We start from the raw sequence: 17,825 nt of genomic DNA, 5'->3' as shown, positions 1-17,825 counted from the left end.
TTCAATTAAGTTGTGATTACTTCTGGATTAAAACGATTGAACCGTTATGACCAGGAACAGAACCGCTGATCAGGATATAGTTCTTTTCAGGGAAGATCTTCACTACTTTCAATCCCTTCATTTTTACTCTGTCACCACCCATACGTCCGGCCATTCTCATGCCCTTGAATACACGTGAAGGATAAGAAGAACCACCAATAGAACCTGGTGCACGCTGACGATCGTGCTGACCGTGAGACTGTTCACCCACACCAGAGAAACCATGACGTTTTACAACACCCTGGAAACCCTTACCCTTGGTAGTACCAACTACTTCAACGCTTTCGCCTTCAGCGAAAATGTCTACAGTAACAGTTTCTCCCAATGCTTTCTCTATGGAATAGTTGCGGAATTCTTTTACGAATTTTTTGGCGGCTGTTTGAGCTTTTGCGAAGTGATTCAGCTCGGCTTTAGTGGAGTGCTTTTCTTTTTTGTCGCCAAATGCCAATTGAAGTGCGGTGTAACCATCAGTCTCCTGGGTCTTCACCTGTGTTACGGTACATGGACCAGCTTCGATGATGGTGCAAGCTGTTTGCTTACCATCTGCCGAGAAGATGCTGGTCATCCCGATTTTTTTACCAATAATACCTTTCATCGTTTTGCGGTTTATGCCCCGCAAGGTTAAAGAGGACATCCCACCGATGAAGCGGGATTCAATCCTTGTTCGCTGCCGACCTTTTCCGTTGTTTCCCGATGTAATCGAGAGAGGAAGTACCGGAAGTAAACAAACCTCGAAGGGCCTGTTTATATGTATGATCTCAGATGACAGATGTCAGATTTGATATCTTTCACCTTTGACCGTTTATTTATTCAGAGCTGCTTTCTTCCATCGAAATGGAGTTGGCAGATGATTAATGTATTTGATAAGAACTATTGGTTTCAAACCATGCTTGCAGCTTGTGGCTTGAAACTTGCGACTTTCTTACGCCTTGATCTCAACCTCAACACCAGAAGGCAGATCCAGTTTGCTCAGTGCATCTACAGTTCTTGAAGAAGAAGTGTAGATATCCAACAAACGCTTGTGAGTAGCCAGTTGAAACTGCTCACGACTCTTCTTATTCACGTGTGGTGAACGCAGTACAGTGAAAATTCTCTTGTGTGTAGGCAAGGGAATTGGACCAGTTACTACGGCACCAGTGCTGCGCACTGTTTTTACGATTTTCTCAGCAGATTTATCTACCAGATTGTGATCGTAAGATTGTAATTTGATTCTGATACGTTGAGACATAGTCGAAACCCAATTTTCTGATTGGGGTTGCAAAGGTAAGGGACTGTATCTGAATGTTCAAGAAATTTTGGAACATTTTTAAGGAAAATGCAAAAAAAGATGAAATATTTATCCCCTGCCTCCTACTTTGTTCTTCAATCAGATGCTAAGTTATGATAACAATATCGATTCTTTAATTTCTGAAAGATGCAGGTGTCTTGCCCAATACCGGACCAAAAGTAGCTAGTGACATTCCGCCTTGTGTTCACAGTATTCACGTGAACATTGTGAACCATTATGATAATCAGCCGTTTGCATCAATAAAATGCATTTTCGAACCTTTTTTGGGCTTAGATAAGGATTAGACTACCGTATGTATACGGTATCCCCTGAGTATCCCCTGGGTATCCCCTAGGTATCATACTAGGAGCTTAAGCGGATATATAGAATAGCCTATTATGGCTTACTTGTAAATGTGCTTCCTGCTAAAAGTCAAAGCGTAAATTGCTTAATTTCACAGCAATAACCGATTTATGGCCAGGAAGAAAAACAACCACACTGCTCCTGAGAAGCAAATAGTTGATAATAAGTTACATACAAATAATAAAAATATTAATAAAAATTCCTTTATTCCATTACTGATTCTTGGGCTGTATATGGCAGTTCATTTTATCACCAATGTGAATGCCATAGATGTTATGGGGCCACAATGGCTTTATGTATCCTTATTGGATATTCTTGTGGTCATTTATATCTGGGCGAGGAAAGATCTCTATCAAGAAGCGGTGATCACCATTTTCAAACAAGGCTATACCAAGCTCTACCTATCGCTTTTTGTTCTGGCAGGATTATCCATCTTCTTTGCAATGAATCAAGTGGAAGCATGGGTATGTTATGTGAGGTTTATTGTAACGGTTGTTGCCTTTTTTAATATTGCTGTTTTATTTTTCAATGACCAGGATCTCTTCAGACTCTTATCCAGATCACTGGCAACTATTTTATTGATCGAGTCAATACAATACTTCAATAAATTTTTTGATGGCATAACTGAAACCTCCATTGGCGCTTTGATCAATTCACTCAATGGTAATACCGGCAACAAAAACATTTTTGCAGCGAGCTTGGTCATCAAAATTCCTTTTGTGCTCTATGCGCTTTACCGAGCCAAACTAGCAGAAAGGATCTTTCATATTCTCGCTCTCACTTTAGGCATTGCTACCATTTTTATGGCCAGTGCCCGCGCTTCTTATGTGAGTTTGTTTTTGGTATCGATCATTTTCCTTGTCTTTTTAATTTTTGAATTCAGAAAATACAAAAAGGTCGATCAACTATTACTTCAATGCGCCTACTTGTTACTGCCACTCTTATCTGCCTTTTTTATTACGCAAGCTATCAATACCCAAGTATCAACATTACAAGAGGCAAATAGTGGTCGCTATGGTAGCGTTATAGGCAATATCAGTTCCATCGCTTTAACCAATGACGCTTCCAGCTATCGCTTTAAACTATGGGAACATGCTTTTGACTATATCGCTGAGCATCCATTGATGGGTTGTGGATATGGCAACTGGAAACTGGCCTCCATACCCTACGAAAAAGAATATATCGATGACCTGAATGTACCGGCACATGCGCATAACGACTTTCTAGAACATGCTGCTGAGCTGGGTATACTGGGAGGATTATTGTACCTGTCGCTGTATGTATGTTTATTCTTTTTTACCATCAAGACCTTACGATCCAGGGCTTCCGAAAACACAAAACAGATCGCTTTATTTTCCTTTATGGCATTGATCGTTTATGCGGTTGATGCTGCCTTGAATTTTCCTATTGAAAGAGCCATCATGCAAGTATTCTTTGCATGTGTAACAGCCATCAATTTAGGTTCCTACATTCAAGCTTTACAAGAAACAAAAGACCCGAATACTGTAGTACCTAAAAAAGATATTACCCTTGCACATCCATTGTATGGCATAATCACAATACTACTGTTATTACCTGCGACCTACATCACCTATCTCACCTACATTTCATTGAAAGGACAACTTCGAGTAGTTCCTGATCTGAAAAATGAGCCAATGACCATTTCGCTTGCAGAAGTAAAGACCTTATTCCCTCCTATTCCGAATCTTACTTCTTCTTCTCAACCCATAGAAGCAATTTTAGGAAGATATCATTCAGAGAATAAACAGTATGATGAAGCACTTCGTTTACTCAGAAAATCCATTCCCTATAATCCGCATATTTATTACAGTCAGTTTTTGATGGCCAATGTATTTTTCATGACCAACCAAATGGATAGTGCCAAATACTATGCAGAGCTTGCCTACTATAATAAGCCCAGGGCCAATACCTATTATCAAACGCTGGTAGCTGTGCATGCCAAACGCAGAGATACTGCAGGAGTAGCCAAAGCATTTAGAACCTATACAAAATATCGCAATGAGCCTTTTGCATGGAATTTGTATTTGATGGGACTTCTCAATGCACAACAAAGAGCTACGCCTGAATTAGTGAAACTCGCTGACAGTGCATTAACACTTTTTGATCCCAAAGGAAGCAAACCTGCCAATGAAACGGATTATGCGAATTTGCTCAAAAGAAAACAAGAGATCACAAACAATTTGAATTTCACAGGCACCGTTGGTAGTAATCCGGAAGAAACAGCCGCAACTTTACAAAGAGCAACGCAGATCTATAATGAAGGGGTGGCCGCTTTCGCCAAACAAGACTACAAAACTGCGGCTGCAAAATTTGTTCGCGCTGCTGAGATCAATGCATTCAACTATGCTATTTACGAGAATGCCGGTGTCAGCTTTTTTAATATGAAACAATACCGAAGAGCGATCTACTATTTCGATAAAGTGATCGCCTTAAAAATCACCAATGATGGTAAATCTGAATTCTTCAAAGGTGTGAGTCATATCAATCTCGGTGAAAAAGAGATCGGTTGTCAAACATTACAAATTGCTAAATCAAAAAATTACAGTGACGCGAATAATATTATTGCGCAGTATTGTAATAAGTGAATAGTGAGTAGTCAGTAGATCAATAGATTTGTGAATGGTGAATGGTCAATGGGCAATGGTCAATGGTGCGTGACTGATGGAATATAAATTATTGACAATTCACCATTCACTATTCACTACTCACTTAATGACCACAAAAAAGCCCCAACATCACTGCTGGGGCTTTTTCTATTGGAGCAAGGAAGCTTATTCCTCGATCTTTACTTTTCCTTTGTTCTTCGCCATCACTTCTTCTGCAATATTGTTTGGTGCAGGAGAATAGTGAGAGAACTCCATGGTTGAAGTTGCACGACCAGAAGACAATGAACGCAATTGAGTTACATAACCAAACATTTCACTCAATGGAACTTTCGCCTTGATCACCTGCAGGTTAGCACGGCTGTCCATACCTTCCAGCATACCACGACGACGGTTCAAGTCACCGGTTACATCACCCATGTATTGATCCGGAGTCAACACTTCTACTTTCATGATCGGCTCAAGTAATGTTGGCTTAGCCTTACGACCAGCTTCACGGAAACCAGACTTCGCGCACAATTCAAATGACATTGAATCAGAATCCACATCATGATAGCTACCGTCGAATACACGAACCTTCATGTTGTTCACTGGATAACCAGCAAGAACACCTGTAGTCATTGCAGTTTCAAAACCTTTCTGAATAGCAGGGATGAATTCCTTAGGGATAGATCCTCCGAAGATATCGTTTACGAACTGGAAGTTCTTTCCTTCATTTTCTTTCAGCCACTCTTCATCAGCCGGACCGATTGAGAATTGAATATCCGCGAATTTACCGCGACCACCTGACTGCTTCTTCAGTACTTCACGGTGCTCAATAGTAGTTCCGAATGATTCTTTATAAGCAACCTGAGGCGCACCCTGGTTTACTTCTACTTTAAATTCACGACGCATACGGTCTACGATGATCTCAAGGTGCAATTCACCCATACCACGCAGGATGGTTTGACCTGTATCTTCATCCGTATTTACACGCAATGTTGGATCTTCTTCTACCAATTTAGCGATAGCCATACCCATCTTATCAACGTCTGCCTGTGTTTTAGGCTCAACAGCGATCGCGATCACAGGCTCAGGGATGAACATGTTTTCGAGTGTGATCGGATGATTTTCATCACAAAGGGTATCACCGGTTTTAATTTCTTTGAAACCTACTGCAGCTCCGATATCACCTGCTTCGATGAAGTCGATCGGATTTTGCTTATTGGCGAACATCTTCATGATACGGCTGATACGCTCTTTCTTACCACTTCTTACGTTCAATACATAAGAACCGGCGTCGAGGTGACCGCTATAACAACGGAAGAATGCCAGACGACCTACGAAAGGATCGGTCATAATCTTGAAAGCCAATGCCGCAAATGGTTCTTTTGGATCCGGCTTACGGGTAATGGTTTCTCCTGTATCAGGATCTGTACCTACAGTAGCTTCGATATCAACAGGAGAAGGCAGGTAACGACAAACTGCATCCAGTGCTGTTTGTACACCCTTGTTCTTAAATGAAGAACCGCACATCATTGGAACGATGCTCAGATCGATACAAGCTTTACGAATCGCTTCATGTACTTCATCTTCAGAAATGCTGTTTGGATCATCGAAGAATTTCTCCATCAATGTATCATCATATTCAGCTACTGCTTCGATCAGATTCTGTCTCCAGAATTCTACATCTTCTTTCATATCAGCAGGAACATCGATCTCATCGAAAGTCATTCCCTCTGTTTCCATGTGCCAGATGATCCCTTTCATTTTGATCAGGTCAACTACACCTTTAAAATTATCTTCTGCTCCGATAGGCAATTGCAAAGGCACAGCTTTAGCACCCAGCATTTCCTTCACCTGATTCACTACGTTCAGGAAGTCAGCACCAGAACGGTCCATTTTGTTTACGAAACCGATACGTGGAACTTTGTAACGGTTTGCCTGACGCCAAACTGTTTCAGACTGGGGCTCAACGCCATCCACAGCAGAAAACAGGGCGATCAGTCCATCCAGTACACGCATAGAACGCTCTACCTCAACAGTAAAGTCTACGTGACCCGGAGTATCGATGATATTGAAATAATATTTTTTGGTATTGGCATCAGCTTTACCCTTTACAGTAGGGAAATTCCACTGACAGCTTACAGCAGCAGAAGTAATAGTGATACCTCTTTCTTTTTCCTGCTCCATCCAGTCAGTTGTAGCGGCACCATCATGTACCTCACCAATTTTGTGAATCATACCGGTGTAGCGCAGGATACGCTCGGTAGTAGTGGTTTTACCTGCATCGATGTGTGCGGCAATACCAAAGTTGCGTTGAAATTTCAAGTCAGCCATAAAAGTGCTTGTTTAAATATTTTTTTGCCGGAAGCATACGCTTCCATTTTCGAGGCGGCAAAGGTAGGAATAATACCAATTCCCTAATAACAGGCGTCAGATTAAATTATCCCCGAAAAAAAAGCCCCGGGCAAAAACCCGAGGCTTTAATCAAATATTTGATAATCAATTGATTAGATAAATATCGAAGGATTGTAGCAATTCAGTTTCACCATCGTCAAGACCTATCAGGTATTATTTAGCCTTGGCCGGACGAACCGAGATCAATCCGATATCATATACCAATGGAGTATAGGGAGGAACGGTAGAACCATTACCCGATGCACCAAAACCCAATGCCGCCGGAACGAATACACGCCATACAGAACCTTCTTTCATTCTTAGAACAGCATCTTGTAAACCTAAAACGAGGTCTTTTACCAGGATCAGAAAAGATTGTTTGTTCTTATCTGAATCAATAAATACAGTGCCATCCGGTAACTTACCAACGATATTGATGAGCACGGTATCTTCTGGTTCAGGATTTCTTCCTGTGCCTTTCGTTACTACTGCATAGTTAACACCGCTTGGCATACGAACAATTCCTGATTGTTTATTCAATTCTGCAAAGAGCATTTGCTCCATCATCAATCCTTTTTCAGAATTAATCGCATTTTGAAAATTATTGATTCTGGATTCAGCACTTCCTTCACTGATCATGAGTTTCTTCTTGGTCAACACATCATCCACTGCTTTTTGGAACATAGCAGGGTTGGAAATAATCACGCCATTTTTTTGCAGTGATTTCACCATATAAACACCCAATGCATATTGAAGTGTATCAGCATCTGCTTTTTCTTTCGCAAGTTGTGCAGGTGTTTTGGTTTGAGCATACATGGTTACACTCATCCCAGCGGAGAGAATAATAAATAATAACTTTTTCATGTTTTATAGTTTAGTAAGCGTTGAGATATATTAAATATACCACCTGTATAGTATAACAACAATTTTGATCACTCTTTTTTAGGACTCGTGATGTTTAATAATTCAATCTCCAGCACCAATGCACTATTTGGCGGTATCACGGCTGTTCCTTTATCAGCATAAGCCAACATGGCCGGTACATAGATTTGCCATTTAGATCCTACTGGCATCATTTGTAAAGCTTCACTTACGCCAGGCACCATTTCAGCAGGTGTGATCTTCACCGGTGATTTACGATACGTGTCTTCAAATACGGTACCATCTGCCAAGGTTCCTCTCAACTGAATGGTAACCGTGTCAGTAGGCAATGGTCTTTGTCCCTGTGCAGATTTCAAAATAAAATAGTGAACGCCATTTGGCAGGATTCCCAAACCCGGTCTTTGTTTGATATTGGTAAACAGTTGCTGTTCCAATTTCAAAGAACGATCTTTTTGGGTTACCTGCTGATAAGCTGTGATCATCACCGGAACTACAGAATCCGGAATTAATCGGGGTTTATTTTGAAAGACATCATCCATGCCTTTGATATAGAGTGCAGGATTACTAATGATGAACCCATTGTTATTGATCCATTGTGCAACAAATGCGCCAATGGCATATTGTATGGAATCATTGATATTACTCAGTTTAACGGGCGCTGATGTGGGGGAAGATTTGGGAGATGTTGTTTTTTGGGCAATAACACCCAAAGACAACATTCCGCTAATTAAAAGCATAAATAATTTCATATACTTAATGACTGTGAATCTAAGATACACATAAATGCATCTTTCTTTGATCCGTTTATAAATATTAATGGATCATTAAGTTCACGTTATTTCAGGATATTAAAGGAAATTCAGTTGAGCCGTACCTTCAATATTTAGCTTGGCATCATCGAGTATATCTAACCCAGTGCAATTAACAATACTGCCGGTTTCAATGATTTTTGTGCCACTGCTACTGATGATTAGTATATTGTAATCAAAGGGAACGATGATCTGCGGATCAGTTCCATTGTAGTTAAAAGTATTACCGGTTACGATATAACTAACAGAGGTTGCTGTTAATGAAAAAATACCGGAGACCCCAATAGTACCACCATTTACAAAACTAATCGTATTGCCCGATCTGTTCCCGGAAACAGTAAGATTCGAAAAATTAAAATCGGGTATTGATTGATCGCCTGTTCCATTGAAATCAATAGTACTACCGGTAACAGTGTATACACCTGACCCTGGTGTAAAGACTCCCGAGATACCGATGATACCCGTATTACTCAAAACACGATTACCACCGGAGAGATTCAAATTGTTATAATTACCACTTACAACCGTTTGCTCTGATGCAGCATTATAGAATACATTTCCAACCCATGTGAGCCCAGAAGAAATAGGTGTTGCTGAAGTATTTTGAGTTTCTAAAATTCCATTATGATTCACATTTGACGCCGATAGTTGAAAGCTCCCCATATTAAAAGTACCTCCTGCTGTTGTATTAAGCACCGAGGCTGTAATATTATTAGCTGCTGTTTGTGTACCAGTGCTGTTGTTGAGAGTAAGAATATTATAGGTCACTCCTCCTACCGTTTGTCCTCCTGAATTGTTAGCATACACTACAGATCCAGAACCGGGTGTAAAGCTGCCGCTGTTCAACCAGTTACCATTGATCTGAATGGTTCCACTACCTGAAGTAATGTTTCCTGTACCTGAAAGATCTCCAGTTAGATTTACATCTGCATTATTGCTATTTAATAAAGTAGTTCCTCCATTGATATTCCAGTTACCATTTACAGTTAATATTCCAGAAGTAACTGTTTTAGTGCCTACCCCTGAAAATATGAGTTGCTGATAGTTGGGTGTTGTTGAAACTGATTGAGCAACGCCAGACAAATATTCAATACTACTGCCACTAGATAATAGGTTGGTAGAAAAATTAGGATAGGTTGTGGCATTACCTGCACTTCCTAATCTAAAAGCACCTGAATTAATTTCAAAGGCCCCAGTTGATGTAAGTTGAAAGCCTCCGTCATTCAGAATACTGTTCAGAGTATCCATACCTATTCGCAAGGGGTTTGCTCCTAAACTTCTGGCAGATCCTAAAGTAACCCCAGCAGCATTTTCAATCACCACTCCTCCTGTTCCTGGAAACGGTGTTATGAATTCATTACCGGTTGTTTGAGGAGCATTACTTCGGTAGACCAATGTAGACGAAGCGCCTAATGAGGGTGTTCCTGTAACAGTGGCTGTTCCAGATCTTGTAAGTGTACCAGTTACAGTGACTCCCGTCAGTGTTTTAGCGCCACCACCTCGTAATGTTAGATTAAAATAGTTGCCTCCAAAAACAGTTTGAGCACCTGCATTACTATAAATATATGTAGTGCTAGATCCCAATGTAACTATACCATTTGTATTGGAAAAAACATTGCCGGCTGCACCAAATGTTATCGTGCCTGCACCTCCGCTGAAATCTAGTATTGCATTGGTGGTTCTATTGCTTCTTGCATTGAGCGCTACTGCTCCTGTAAAAGTAATGGAACCGTTACCTAAGGTTATTGCAGTAACCCTTCCTGTCGTATTTGTATTTGCACTGAGTGTACATGTACCTCCAACTGCAAGCGAGCCATTGGCAACACTAATGGAATTAGTACCATTAGCTGATGGAAAACTCATCACAAGATTACCAGTACAATTTAAAGCACTATTATCATTGAATAAAAGTGTAGTCCCCACTGTTGTGCCAATTGTCAAAGAAGCACAAGTAAATATCCCATCTACTGTTACATCATGTCCTGAGTTAATGGTAATGACATCTACCGGTCCAACACCTTGTGAACGATATGCAATACTTGTATTGTTGGAAGCAGCATTACTTGTTAGGGTAAGCGATGTATTACTATTAATAGCGGCAATAGTACCAATCACTACATTACTTGTATTCTTAATGATATTACCGACACTTAATTCTGTGAGAAATAAAGTGCCGGTTCCTGTAACTGTTAATGATCCCGTTGAAGTGGTGATAGTACCGGTTCTGCCTGTATTCGGCCATGCTGTTGCACTCCAGTTACCAGTTGCTGCACTCGTTACATTGGCAGCATCTATGGACTGTACTTGAAAGAAAAAGAGATAACAGCAACATACTATCACTCCTATTTTTTTCCTTAGTGCCGATTTGAACAATAATTTATTTATCTCACACATTGGCATATACAACATCTAGGCAAGCATGATAGCTTACAGTTAGTAAATGGAATATATGCTCAGGATAAAGTGATCGGTAATGATTGTGTTTACCGCGGTATAGGATTTTCAATGCCTTTGGTTAGGTATCATCAACGATGAAGGCATTACTTTTAAGGAGTACAAATTTAATTAGCAGGATTGAGTCACAAGAAATAATAGATTAGATTTCTGTTAGATTTTACTGCGTTACATTGAATGTAGCAGTATCCGGTAGTGTTAGTACAGCTGCATCATTCAATGTAATGGTCAGACAGTTAACGATAGTACCTGCCAAAACAGTTTTGGCTCCTGCATTACTAATGATAAGGTTATTGTAAGTAAATGCGGCGATGGTTTGTGCACCACTTCCATTATAATCAAAGTTATTACCGGTTACTACATAGCTAGTAGTAGTAGCAGTTGGCGTAAACACGCCAGATACTCGTATGGTACCTCCATTCTCAAAAGTGACTGTTCTTGTTCCGTTGGTACTGATGGTAAGGTTACCATAATTCTGGGCATCTACCGTTTGTGCACCTGCACCGATATAGTTGACGGTAAGATCAGTCAATGTTTTATTGGCAATAGTATACTGCGCTCCAAAACTAGGTACAGCAGCCGTTCTGGTAACCCTTACTGTACCGGTTCCTACAAGTGTTCCTGCCCCAGTGATAATACTTGCTGCAGCAGGTGCGAATGTGCTGTTAACCGTCATTGTATTTGCTACGCCAAAGTTACCCGTACTACTAATAATGGTGCCGTCAATGATTAAACTATTAAAAGTTAGTGTGCCGGATGGATTACTAATGATGCCACTTACTCCAGACATTGTTATAGTACCCCCCGTTGGCGCGAATGTGATAGCGCCATTGGTAGCAAAGGTTCCTGCCACATCAAAACTAGTGTTGTATTGAGATTGCGCTGTTGGGGTGGCACTGATGGTCAGATTATTGAATGTGAGTGTACCTGCATTACTAATAGAGGATGCCGGATCATTCATAGTTATAGTACCCCCTGTCGGTGCAAAAGTCACACTAAATGCTACTGTAAGCACCCCAGAAACATTATAACTTGTATTGTATTGTGATTGTCCGTTAGGCGTGGCCGCAATCGTCAATCCATCGAATGTTAATGTACCATCATTTACAATAGATGATGTAGCGGCACTCATGGTAACGATTCCTGCAGATGCTATCAGACTGCGGCCCGTTAAAACAGATAACACTCCCACTACCGAAAAACTTGCAGAAGTAGTAGCTCCGGTTGCATCAATTTCTAAATTTCCATAAGCTACTCCACCATTAGGAGCAGTTACTACATTCGTTGTACCGTCATATTCAATTGTGCTGGTAGCTCCAATAATATGTGTATTGTAGTTTGTAGGTAGAGAGTTGGTACCACCGATGATGAGTCTTGTTCCATTTGAAATAGTCATAGTACCACCTGCAGCAGTTCTATTTGCAGTAAAGGCCCCTAAATCCAGAATTCCATTCGTAAGTGTTAAGTTGCCGGTAGTCGTAATACTATTATTCAAGGTTACAATATTAGAGCCCCCTCCACCAGTATTATTTATAGTTAAGCCTCCAACAAACAATGCTGTTCCGGTAATAGATTGATTGTTCGTACCATCCATTGTAAATAATCCCGTACCTGATGTAAAAGTTCCACTGTTCACAAAATCACCTCCTAAATTCGTTGTGGGATTGTTGGTACTCCCAAGAAACGTCGTATTGACACCAATATTTAAATCTCCCCTAATCGTAAGTGTACCTGCCAAGATAACTCTCGATCTGGCTACAGAGGAAGAGAAAACAAGGTTTGCATATTGTGGTGTTGTTGAAACGTTTTGATTGGCATTGATGTGGGCATATTCCACCGTTGTCCCTAAATCGATATTATTAGTACTAAAAGCGGGATAGGTTGTGGCTGTTCCAGTAGTTCCAGAATATCGTCCCAAAATAAAAGTACTTCCATTTTGAAGGTTGAATGTACCGGTTGATGTAATGCTATTTCCACTATCCTTTAAAACACTATTTGCAGTGATGTCTCCAATGGTCAAGGTAGAAGTTCCTAATGCAAGTGTTCTTCGTAAAATAACTCCTGCCGCATTATTGATTTTAAATGTACCACTGTAAACAGGTGCATTTTGCGTGAAGAAGTTTTGTGGGAGCGTTCCATTGAGATTAATGATACTTCCCGCTGGAGGATCAGTAAATCCACCTCCTGTTGTTGTTCCGGTAGCATTCGCCCCAATATTTCCTCCAATATTAATTTGTGCATTTCCTATTAAATCAACATGGTGTCTTAAGAACGCAGAAGCCATTATAAGATTACCTGTTATGTTCACAATACCATTTGTACCAATATCTAATTCTATATCTCTTGTATCACCCCCACTTGCTTGCATAGTAAAGCTACCATCACAATCCAAAGTACCCAATACATTGAATATTCTATTTCGGCCATTGGTAGTAGTTGTGCCCAATGTAATATTACCGGATACTGTGAGTGTAGACCCTGCATTAATGGTAAAAGTTCTTGTTGCGGTAGGATTGCCAGTCCATGATAAACTTAGGCAACTCACATTTGTTCTAACCGTAATGGTTGCGCTTGCTTCAATAATAACATCATCACCCGGGCCAGGCACTACCCCACCCACCCATGTTCCTGCAACATCCCAGAAACCAGTGACCCCAGTATTAGATGTAATGGTTGCCGCTTTGATGGCAGTGTTTATTAATAAGCATAGAGAGAAAATAATCAAACGAAAAAGCTGGCTATACTTCGCAATATGATCCTTTCTAAAGAAGAGATAAATAATAAAGAAGCGTTTATAAAACGCATTCAAAGCTTTAGTCATAACAAGATGTTCAGGGTCTGATAGATCTGTTATTACTGTAGCTACAACTATGGAGATAATTGTTTACTACATAACATAAAGAATGTGTCCGTTGTCATAAACAGACAATGGGTCATCATGCTTTTAAGTTATGCTCAGGATTTGTTTATGTACCTTCTGTGGATATTGAGAAAGTATTTCAGAAGGAATTTGCTCCTTGTAAAAATACGGCATTCCCACATAAAACAAGTTTTACAAGGCATTTTACACATTAGAAATTCATTAGAGAATGTACTTATCCCCTTTCTAGGAAACTCTATTTGAATGATTATCTATCTTGAAAAGATATATTTTCATCATCCTTGAACGTTCAGCACACTGGTATCAGGTAAGGTTAATACTGCTGAGTCGTTAATTTCAATTGTTTGACAATTTACTGTTGTGCCTGCCAACACAGTTTTTGCACCAGCATTACTGATGATAAGATTATTGTAAGTAAAAGCCCGAATGGTTTGTGCCCCACTTCCATTATACTCAAAAGTATTTCCTGTTACTACATAAGTAGTGGTAACGGTGGTTGCATTAAATACACCGGATACTCTAATAGTACCACCATTCACGAGTGTAACAGTTCTGGTACCATTTGTACTGATTACGAGGTTACCGTAATTCTGTGCATCAACTGTTTGTGCACCGGCCCCACTAAAATCTACTGTTAGATCAGTAAGCGTTTTATTGGTAATGGTATACTGAGCCCCAAACGAGGGGGTTGCTGCAGTTCTTGTGACATATACTCTACCATTACCTGTTAATGTTCCTGCACCGCTTATTACACTTGTTGCTCCCGGATTGAACTCTCCTGTCACGTTCATTGTCAATACAACACTGAAATTTCCCGTTGCAGTAACAGAGCTCCCACTAATAGTAAGATTTTGAAACGTTAATGTACCCGACGCGTTATTAATAGCCCCTGAACCTCCTGACATGGTAATGGTTCCTCCGGTAGGTGCAAAAGTAATGGCGCCACTAGTCGCTAATGTTCCTGCCACAGTAAAACTAACATTATATTGAGCCTGAGAAGTAGGTGTTGCACTCACAGTAAGATTATTGAATGTAAGAGTACCCGAATTGTTGATCGAAGAGCCTACCGCATTCATGGTAATCGTTCCTCCCGTTGGGGCAAAAGTGACACTACCATTAATGGTAAAAGCTCCTGCAACAGAGAAACTAGTATTGTATTGTGATTGCGAAGTCGGTGTTGCTGCAATCGTTAAATTTTGAAAAGTCGATGTTCCACTGTTACTGATAGAAGAAGCTACATTACTCATGGTAATCGTTCCTCCTGTTGGGGCAAAAGTGACACTACCATTAATGGTAAGAGCTGCTGCAACAGAGAAACTAGTATTGTATTGTGATTGTGCAGTTGGTGTAGCGGCAATCGTCAACCCACTAAAAGTTGTTGTACCACTATTTGTTATTGCTGAACTTGCAGCACTCATAGTGATGGTTCCTCCGGTTGGAGCAAATGTGACGCTACCATTAATAGTAAGAGTTCCTGCAACAGAAAAACTAGTATTGTATTGTGATTGTGCAGTTGGCGTAGCGGCTACTATTAAATTTTGAAAAGTTGTAGTACCGCTATTAACAATGGTTGATCCAGCATCGCTCATGGTAATAGTACCGCCTGTTGGCGCAAATGTTACACCACCATTGATCGTCAAAACGCCTATTATACTAAAACTAGTATTGTATTGTGACTGAGCAGTTGGCGTTGCAGCAATTGTCAGATTATTGAATGTTTTTGTTCCTGTATTGGCAATAGAGGATCCAGCAGCACTCATCGTTATAGTACCCGCAGTTGGCGCAAAGGTTACACCTCCGTTGATCGTTAAAGTGCCAGCTACACTGAAACTCGTATTATACTGAGATTGGGCTGTTGGCGTTGCCGCTATGATTAAATTTTGAAAAGTAGTAGTACCACTATTGACGATAGAAGCACCCACATCATTCATTGTAATAGTTCCGCCAGTAGGAGCAAATGTTACACCGCCATTAATTGTCAAGGCTGATAAAACATTAAAACTTGTATTGTATTGAGTCTGTGCAGTTGGCGTAGCTGCTATGGTTAAACTTCGAAAAGAAGTAGTACCACTATTGGCAATTGAAGATGATGCAGCACTCATAGTGATGGTTCCTGCGGCAGGGGCAAATGTCACACTTCCATTAATCACCAATGATCCTGCCACACTAAAATCATCACTGTACTGAGCTTCTGCAGCTGGTGTTGAGGCTATGGTTAGACTATTAAATGTTGCGCTTCCATTATTTACAATTCCTGACGCAGCAGTGTTCATGGTGATAGTGCCACCTGTTGGTGCAAAAGTAACCCCTACATCAACTGTAAAAGTTCCACCCACATTATAGCTTGCATTGTATTGTGACTGCGCAGTTGGTGTTACCGCTATGGTTACGGCTCGCAAAGATAGTGTTCCACTGTTGGTAATGCCTGATGCTGCAGTACTCATCGTAATAGTTCCTGCACTGACAACAAAACTTCCGGTGACTGTCAATGTACCAGCTATAGAAAAAGTAGCAGATGATGTTGCACCACTAGCGCTAATGACCAGATTTCCATATGCCTGAGAAGAGTTGGGAGCAATCACAGTATTCGTTGTACCATCATATTCTATTGTACTTGTAGCGCCAATAACATGTGTGGAATAATTGGAAGGCAAGGTATTGGTACCACCTATTATGAGCCGAGCTCCATTTGATATTGTCATAGTACCCCCTGCCGCAGTTCTATTTGCAGTAAATGCCCCCAGATCAAAAACACCGGCTGTAACGGTGAGGTTACCGGTTGTAGTAATGTTATTCGCCAGTGTAACCGTATTTGAACCTCCACCTCCTGTATTATTGATCGTCAATCCACCTGAGAATACAGCTGTTCCTGTTATAGATTGATTCGTGGTACCATTCATGGTAAACAACCCTGTACCTGATGTAAATGTTCCGCTATTACTATAATTACCGGCTAGTGTTATAGCAGGATTATTTGTAGCACCGCTTAAAGTCGCAGTGGCATTAATAGTCAGGTTACCGTTTACATCCAATGTTCCTCCTGTTCCAATTGTCTTGGTATTACCATTGGTAATGGTAAGATTTGAATATGCTGGTGTTACTGAAACAGTTTGCGCAACTGCCGCATCATATTCAACAGTTGTTCCTGCACTGATATTTCTTGTACCAAAAGCCGGGAATGTGGTTGCCGTAGTTCCAGAACCGAGTTTAAACGTGCTATTATTACTTAAATTAAGGGTGCCCGTACTAGTGACTTGAAAACCATTGTCATCAAAAATACTGTTAGCTGTGACATCCCCAATGGTAAGTGTTGCCGTCGTTAACGTTGATCTATTAACAACTCCGGCTGCGTTATTGATTTTTAGAATACCTAAAGAAGATGCTCCACCATATAGGAAAACATTCTGAGCTGCTGACCCATTTAAGTTGATGGTACTGGTTGAAGGCGGTGTCGTGAACCCTCCACCTACAGCTGTGGGCGTAGCTGCATTACCTATATTCCCTCCAATATTGATCACCGCGTTCCCGGTCATATCAATATGGTGACGCGCAAAAGCAGATGGCATAACCAAGTTACCTGTAATATTAACGATACCAGCGGTACCGATAGCCAATACAACGTCATTTCCGTTTGCACCAGACGTACCCATAGAATATGAAGCACAATTCAATGTACCCAATACATTGACCGTCCTATTAAAATTCGCTGCTGGAGTATTTATAGTAATAGCACCTGAAACATTTAATGTAAATCCTGCATTGATTGTTAAAGTTCTGGAAGCTGTAAGGGTACCCGTCCATAGAAGCGTAGCACATGCAGCATTTGCTGTTACTGTCACAACTGCATTTGCTGCGATAGTTACATCATCACCGGCAACTGGCACGACTCCACCCACCCAAGTGGTAGTTAGATTCCAGTTACCCCCTGCTGCAGTAGAGGTAATGGCTGCGGCATTTGATTCATATTGAGATGCCAAAAGAAAAGCTACTGCTAACACCAAGCGACTTACAGCAAAATTTGCTTTGCCACTGAGAATAATTAAAAGGCTTTTCATATAAAGTTGTTTTGAAGCACTTTACTTCTTGGTTTCAGCTAGGTACACCCTGAAAACAAATCAACTTTATAA

General features: G+C 40.6%; 9 protein-coding genes. 1 reads left to right on the top strand and 8 read right to left on the bottom strand.

Annotated elements, in window-relative coordinates; all coding sequences use genetic code 11:
* Positions 1–16 precede the first annotated feature (16 nt).
* Positions 17–634 carry a 50S ribosomal protein L3 gene (gene rplC / locus ABXG83_RS00460; RefSeq protein ID WP_353549555.1) on the bottom strand — a complete coding sequence of 206 codons (618 nt, stop codon included), beginning with the start codon at positions 632–634 and terminating at the stop codon, positions 17–19.
* 327 nt (positions 635–961) lie between these two features.
* Positions 962–1,267 (bottom strand): 30S ribosomal protein S10, encoded by a 306-nt coding sequence (gene rpsJ, locus ABXG83_RS00455; RefSeq protein ID WP_026770720.1) that lies wholly within the window; start codon positions 1,265–1,267, stop codon positions 962–964.
* Positions 1,268–1,779: 512 nt separating this feature from the next.
* Here rpsJ and ABXG83_RS00450 point away from each other — a divergent pair.
* Positions 1,780–4,275 (top strand): O-antigen ligase family protein, encoded by a 2,496-nt coding sequence (locus tag ABXG83_RS00450; protein ID WP_353549554.1) that lies wholly within the window; start codon positions 1,780–1,782, stop codon positions 4,273–4,275.
* Positions 4,276–4,461: 186 nt separating this feature from the next.
* On the opposite strand, the gene fusA is transcribed toward ABXG83_RS00450, so the two are convergent.
* The 6 genes from fusA to ABXG83_RS00420 form a co-directional block, all read right to left on the bottom strand.
* Complete coding sequence (fusA, locus tag ABXG83_RS00445; protein WP_353549553.1) at positions 4,462–6,612, bottom strand: elongation factor G; 2,151 nt, start codon at positions 6,610–6,612, stop codon at positions 4,462–4,464.
* A gap of 234 nt (positions 6,613–6,846) precedes the next feature.
* Positions 6,847–7,536, bottom strand: coding sequence for an FKBP-type peptidyl-prolyl cis-trans isomerase (locus ABXG83_RS00440; protein ID WP_353549552.1), 690 nt, complete (start codon positions 7,534–7,536; stop codon positions 6,847–6,849).
* Between the two features lie 68 nt (positions 7,537–7,604).
* On the bottom strand, positions 7,605–8,303 hold the full coding sequence (locus ABXG83_RS00435; protein WP_353549551.1) for an FKBP-type peptidyl-prolyl cis-trans isomerase: 699 nt from the start codon (positions 8,301–8,303) through the stop codon (positions 7,605–7,607).
* 99 nt (positions 8,304–8,402) lie between these two features.
* Positions 8,403–10,703 carry a hypothetical protein gene (locus ABXG83_RS00430; RefSeq protein WP_353549550.1) on the bottom strand — a complete coding sequence of 767 codons (2,301 nt, stop codon included), beginning with the start codon at positions 10,701–10,703 and terminating at the stop codon, positions 8,403–8,405.
* Positions 10,704–10,977: 274 nt separating this feature from the next.
* Positions 10,978–13,638: a hypothetical protein gene (locus tag ABXG83_RS00425; protein ID WP_353549549.1), complete on the bottom strand. Its 2,661-nt coding sequence runs from the start codon at positions 13,636–13,638 to the stop codon at positions 10,978–10,980.
* A gap of 335 nt (positions 13,639–13,973) precedes the next feature.
* The gene (locus ABXG83_RS00420; protein WP_353549548.1) at positions 13,974–17,753 is read right to left on the bottom strand and encodes a hypothetical protein; all 3,780 of its coding nucleotides are present in this window, start codon (positions 17,751–17,753) and stop codon (positions 13,974–13,976) included.
* Positions 17,754–17,825: the final 72 nt, after the last annotated feature.

This window comes from Sediminibacterium sp. KACHI17, from assembly GCF_040362915.1.
Taxonomy (GTDB): Bacteria; Bacteroidota; Bacteroidia; order Chitinophagales; family Chitinophagaceae; genus Sediminibacterium.
Note: the sequence above shows the minus strand (reverse complement) of the source record. Positions and strands in the feature narration are given on the sequence as shown.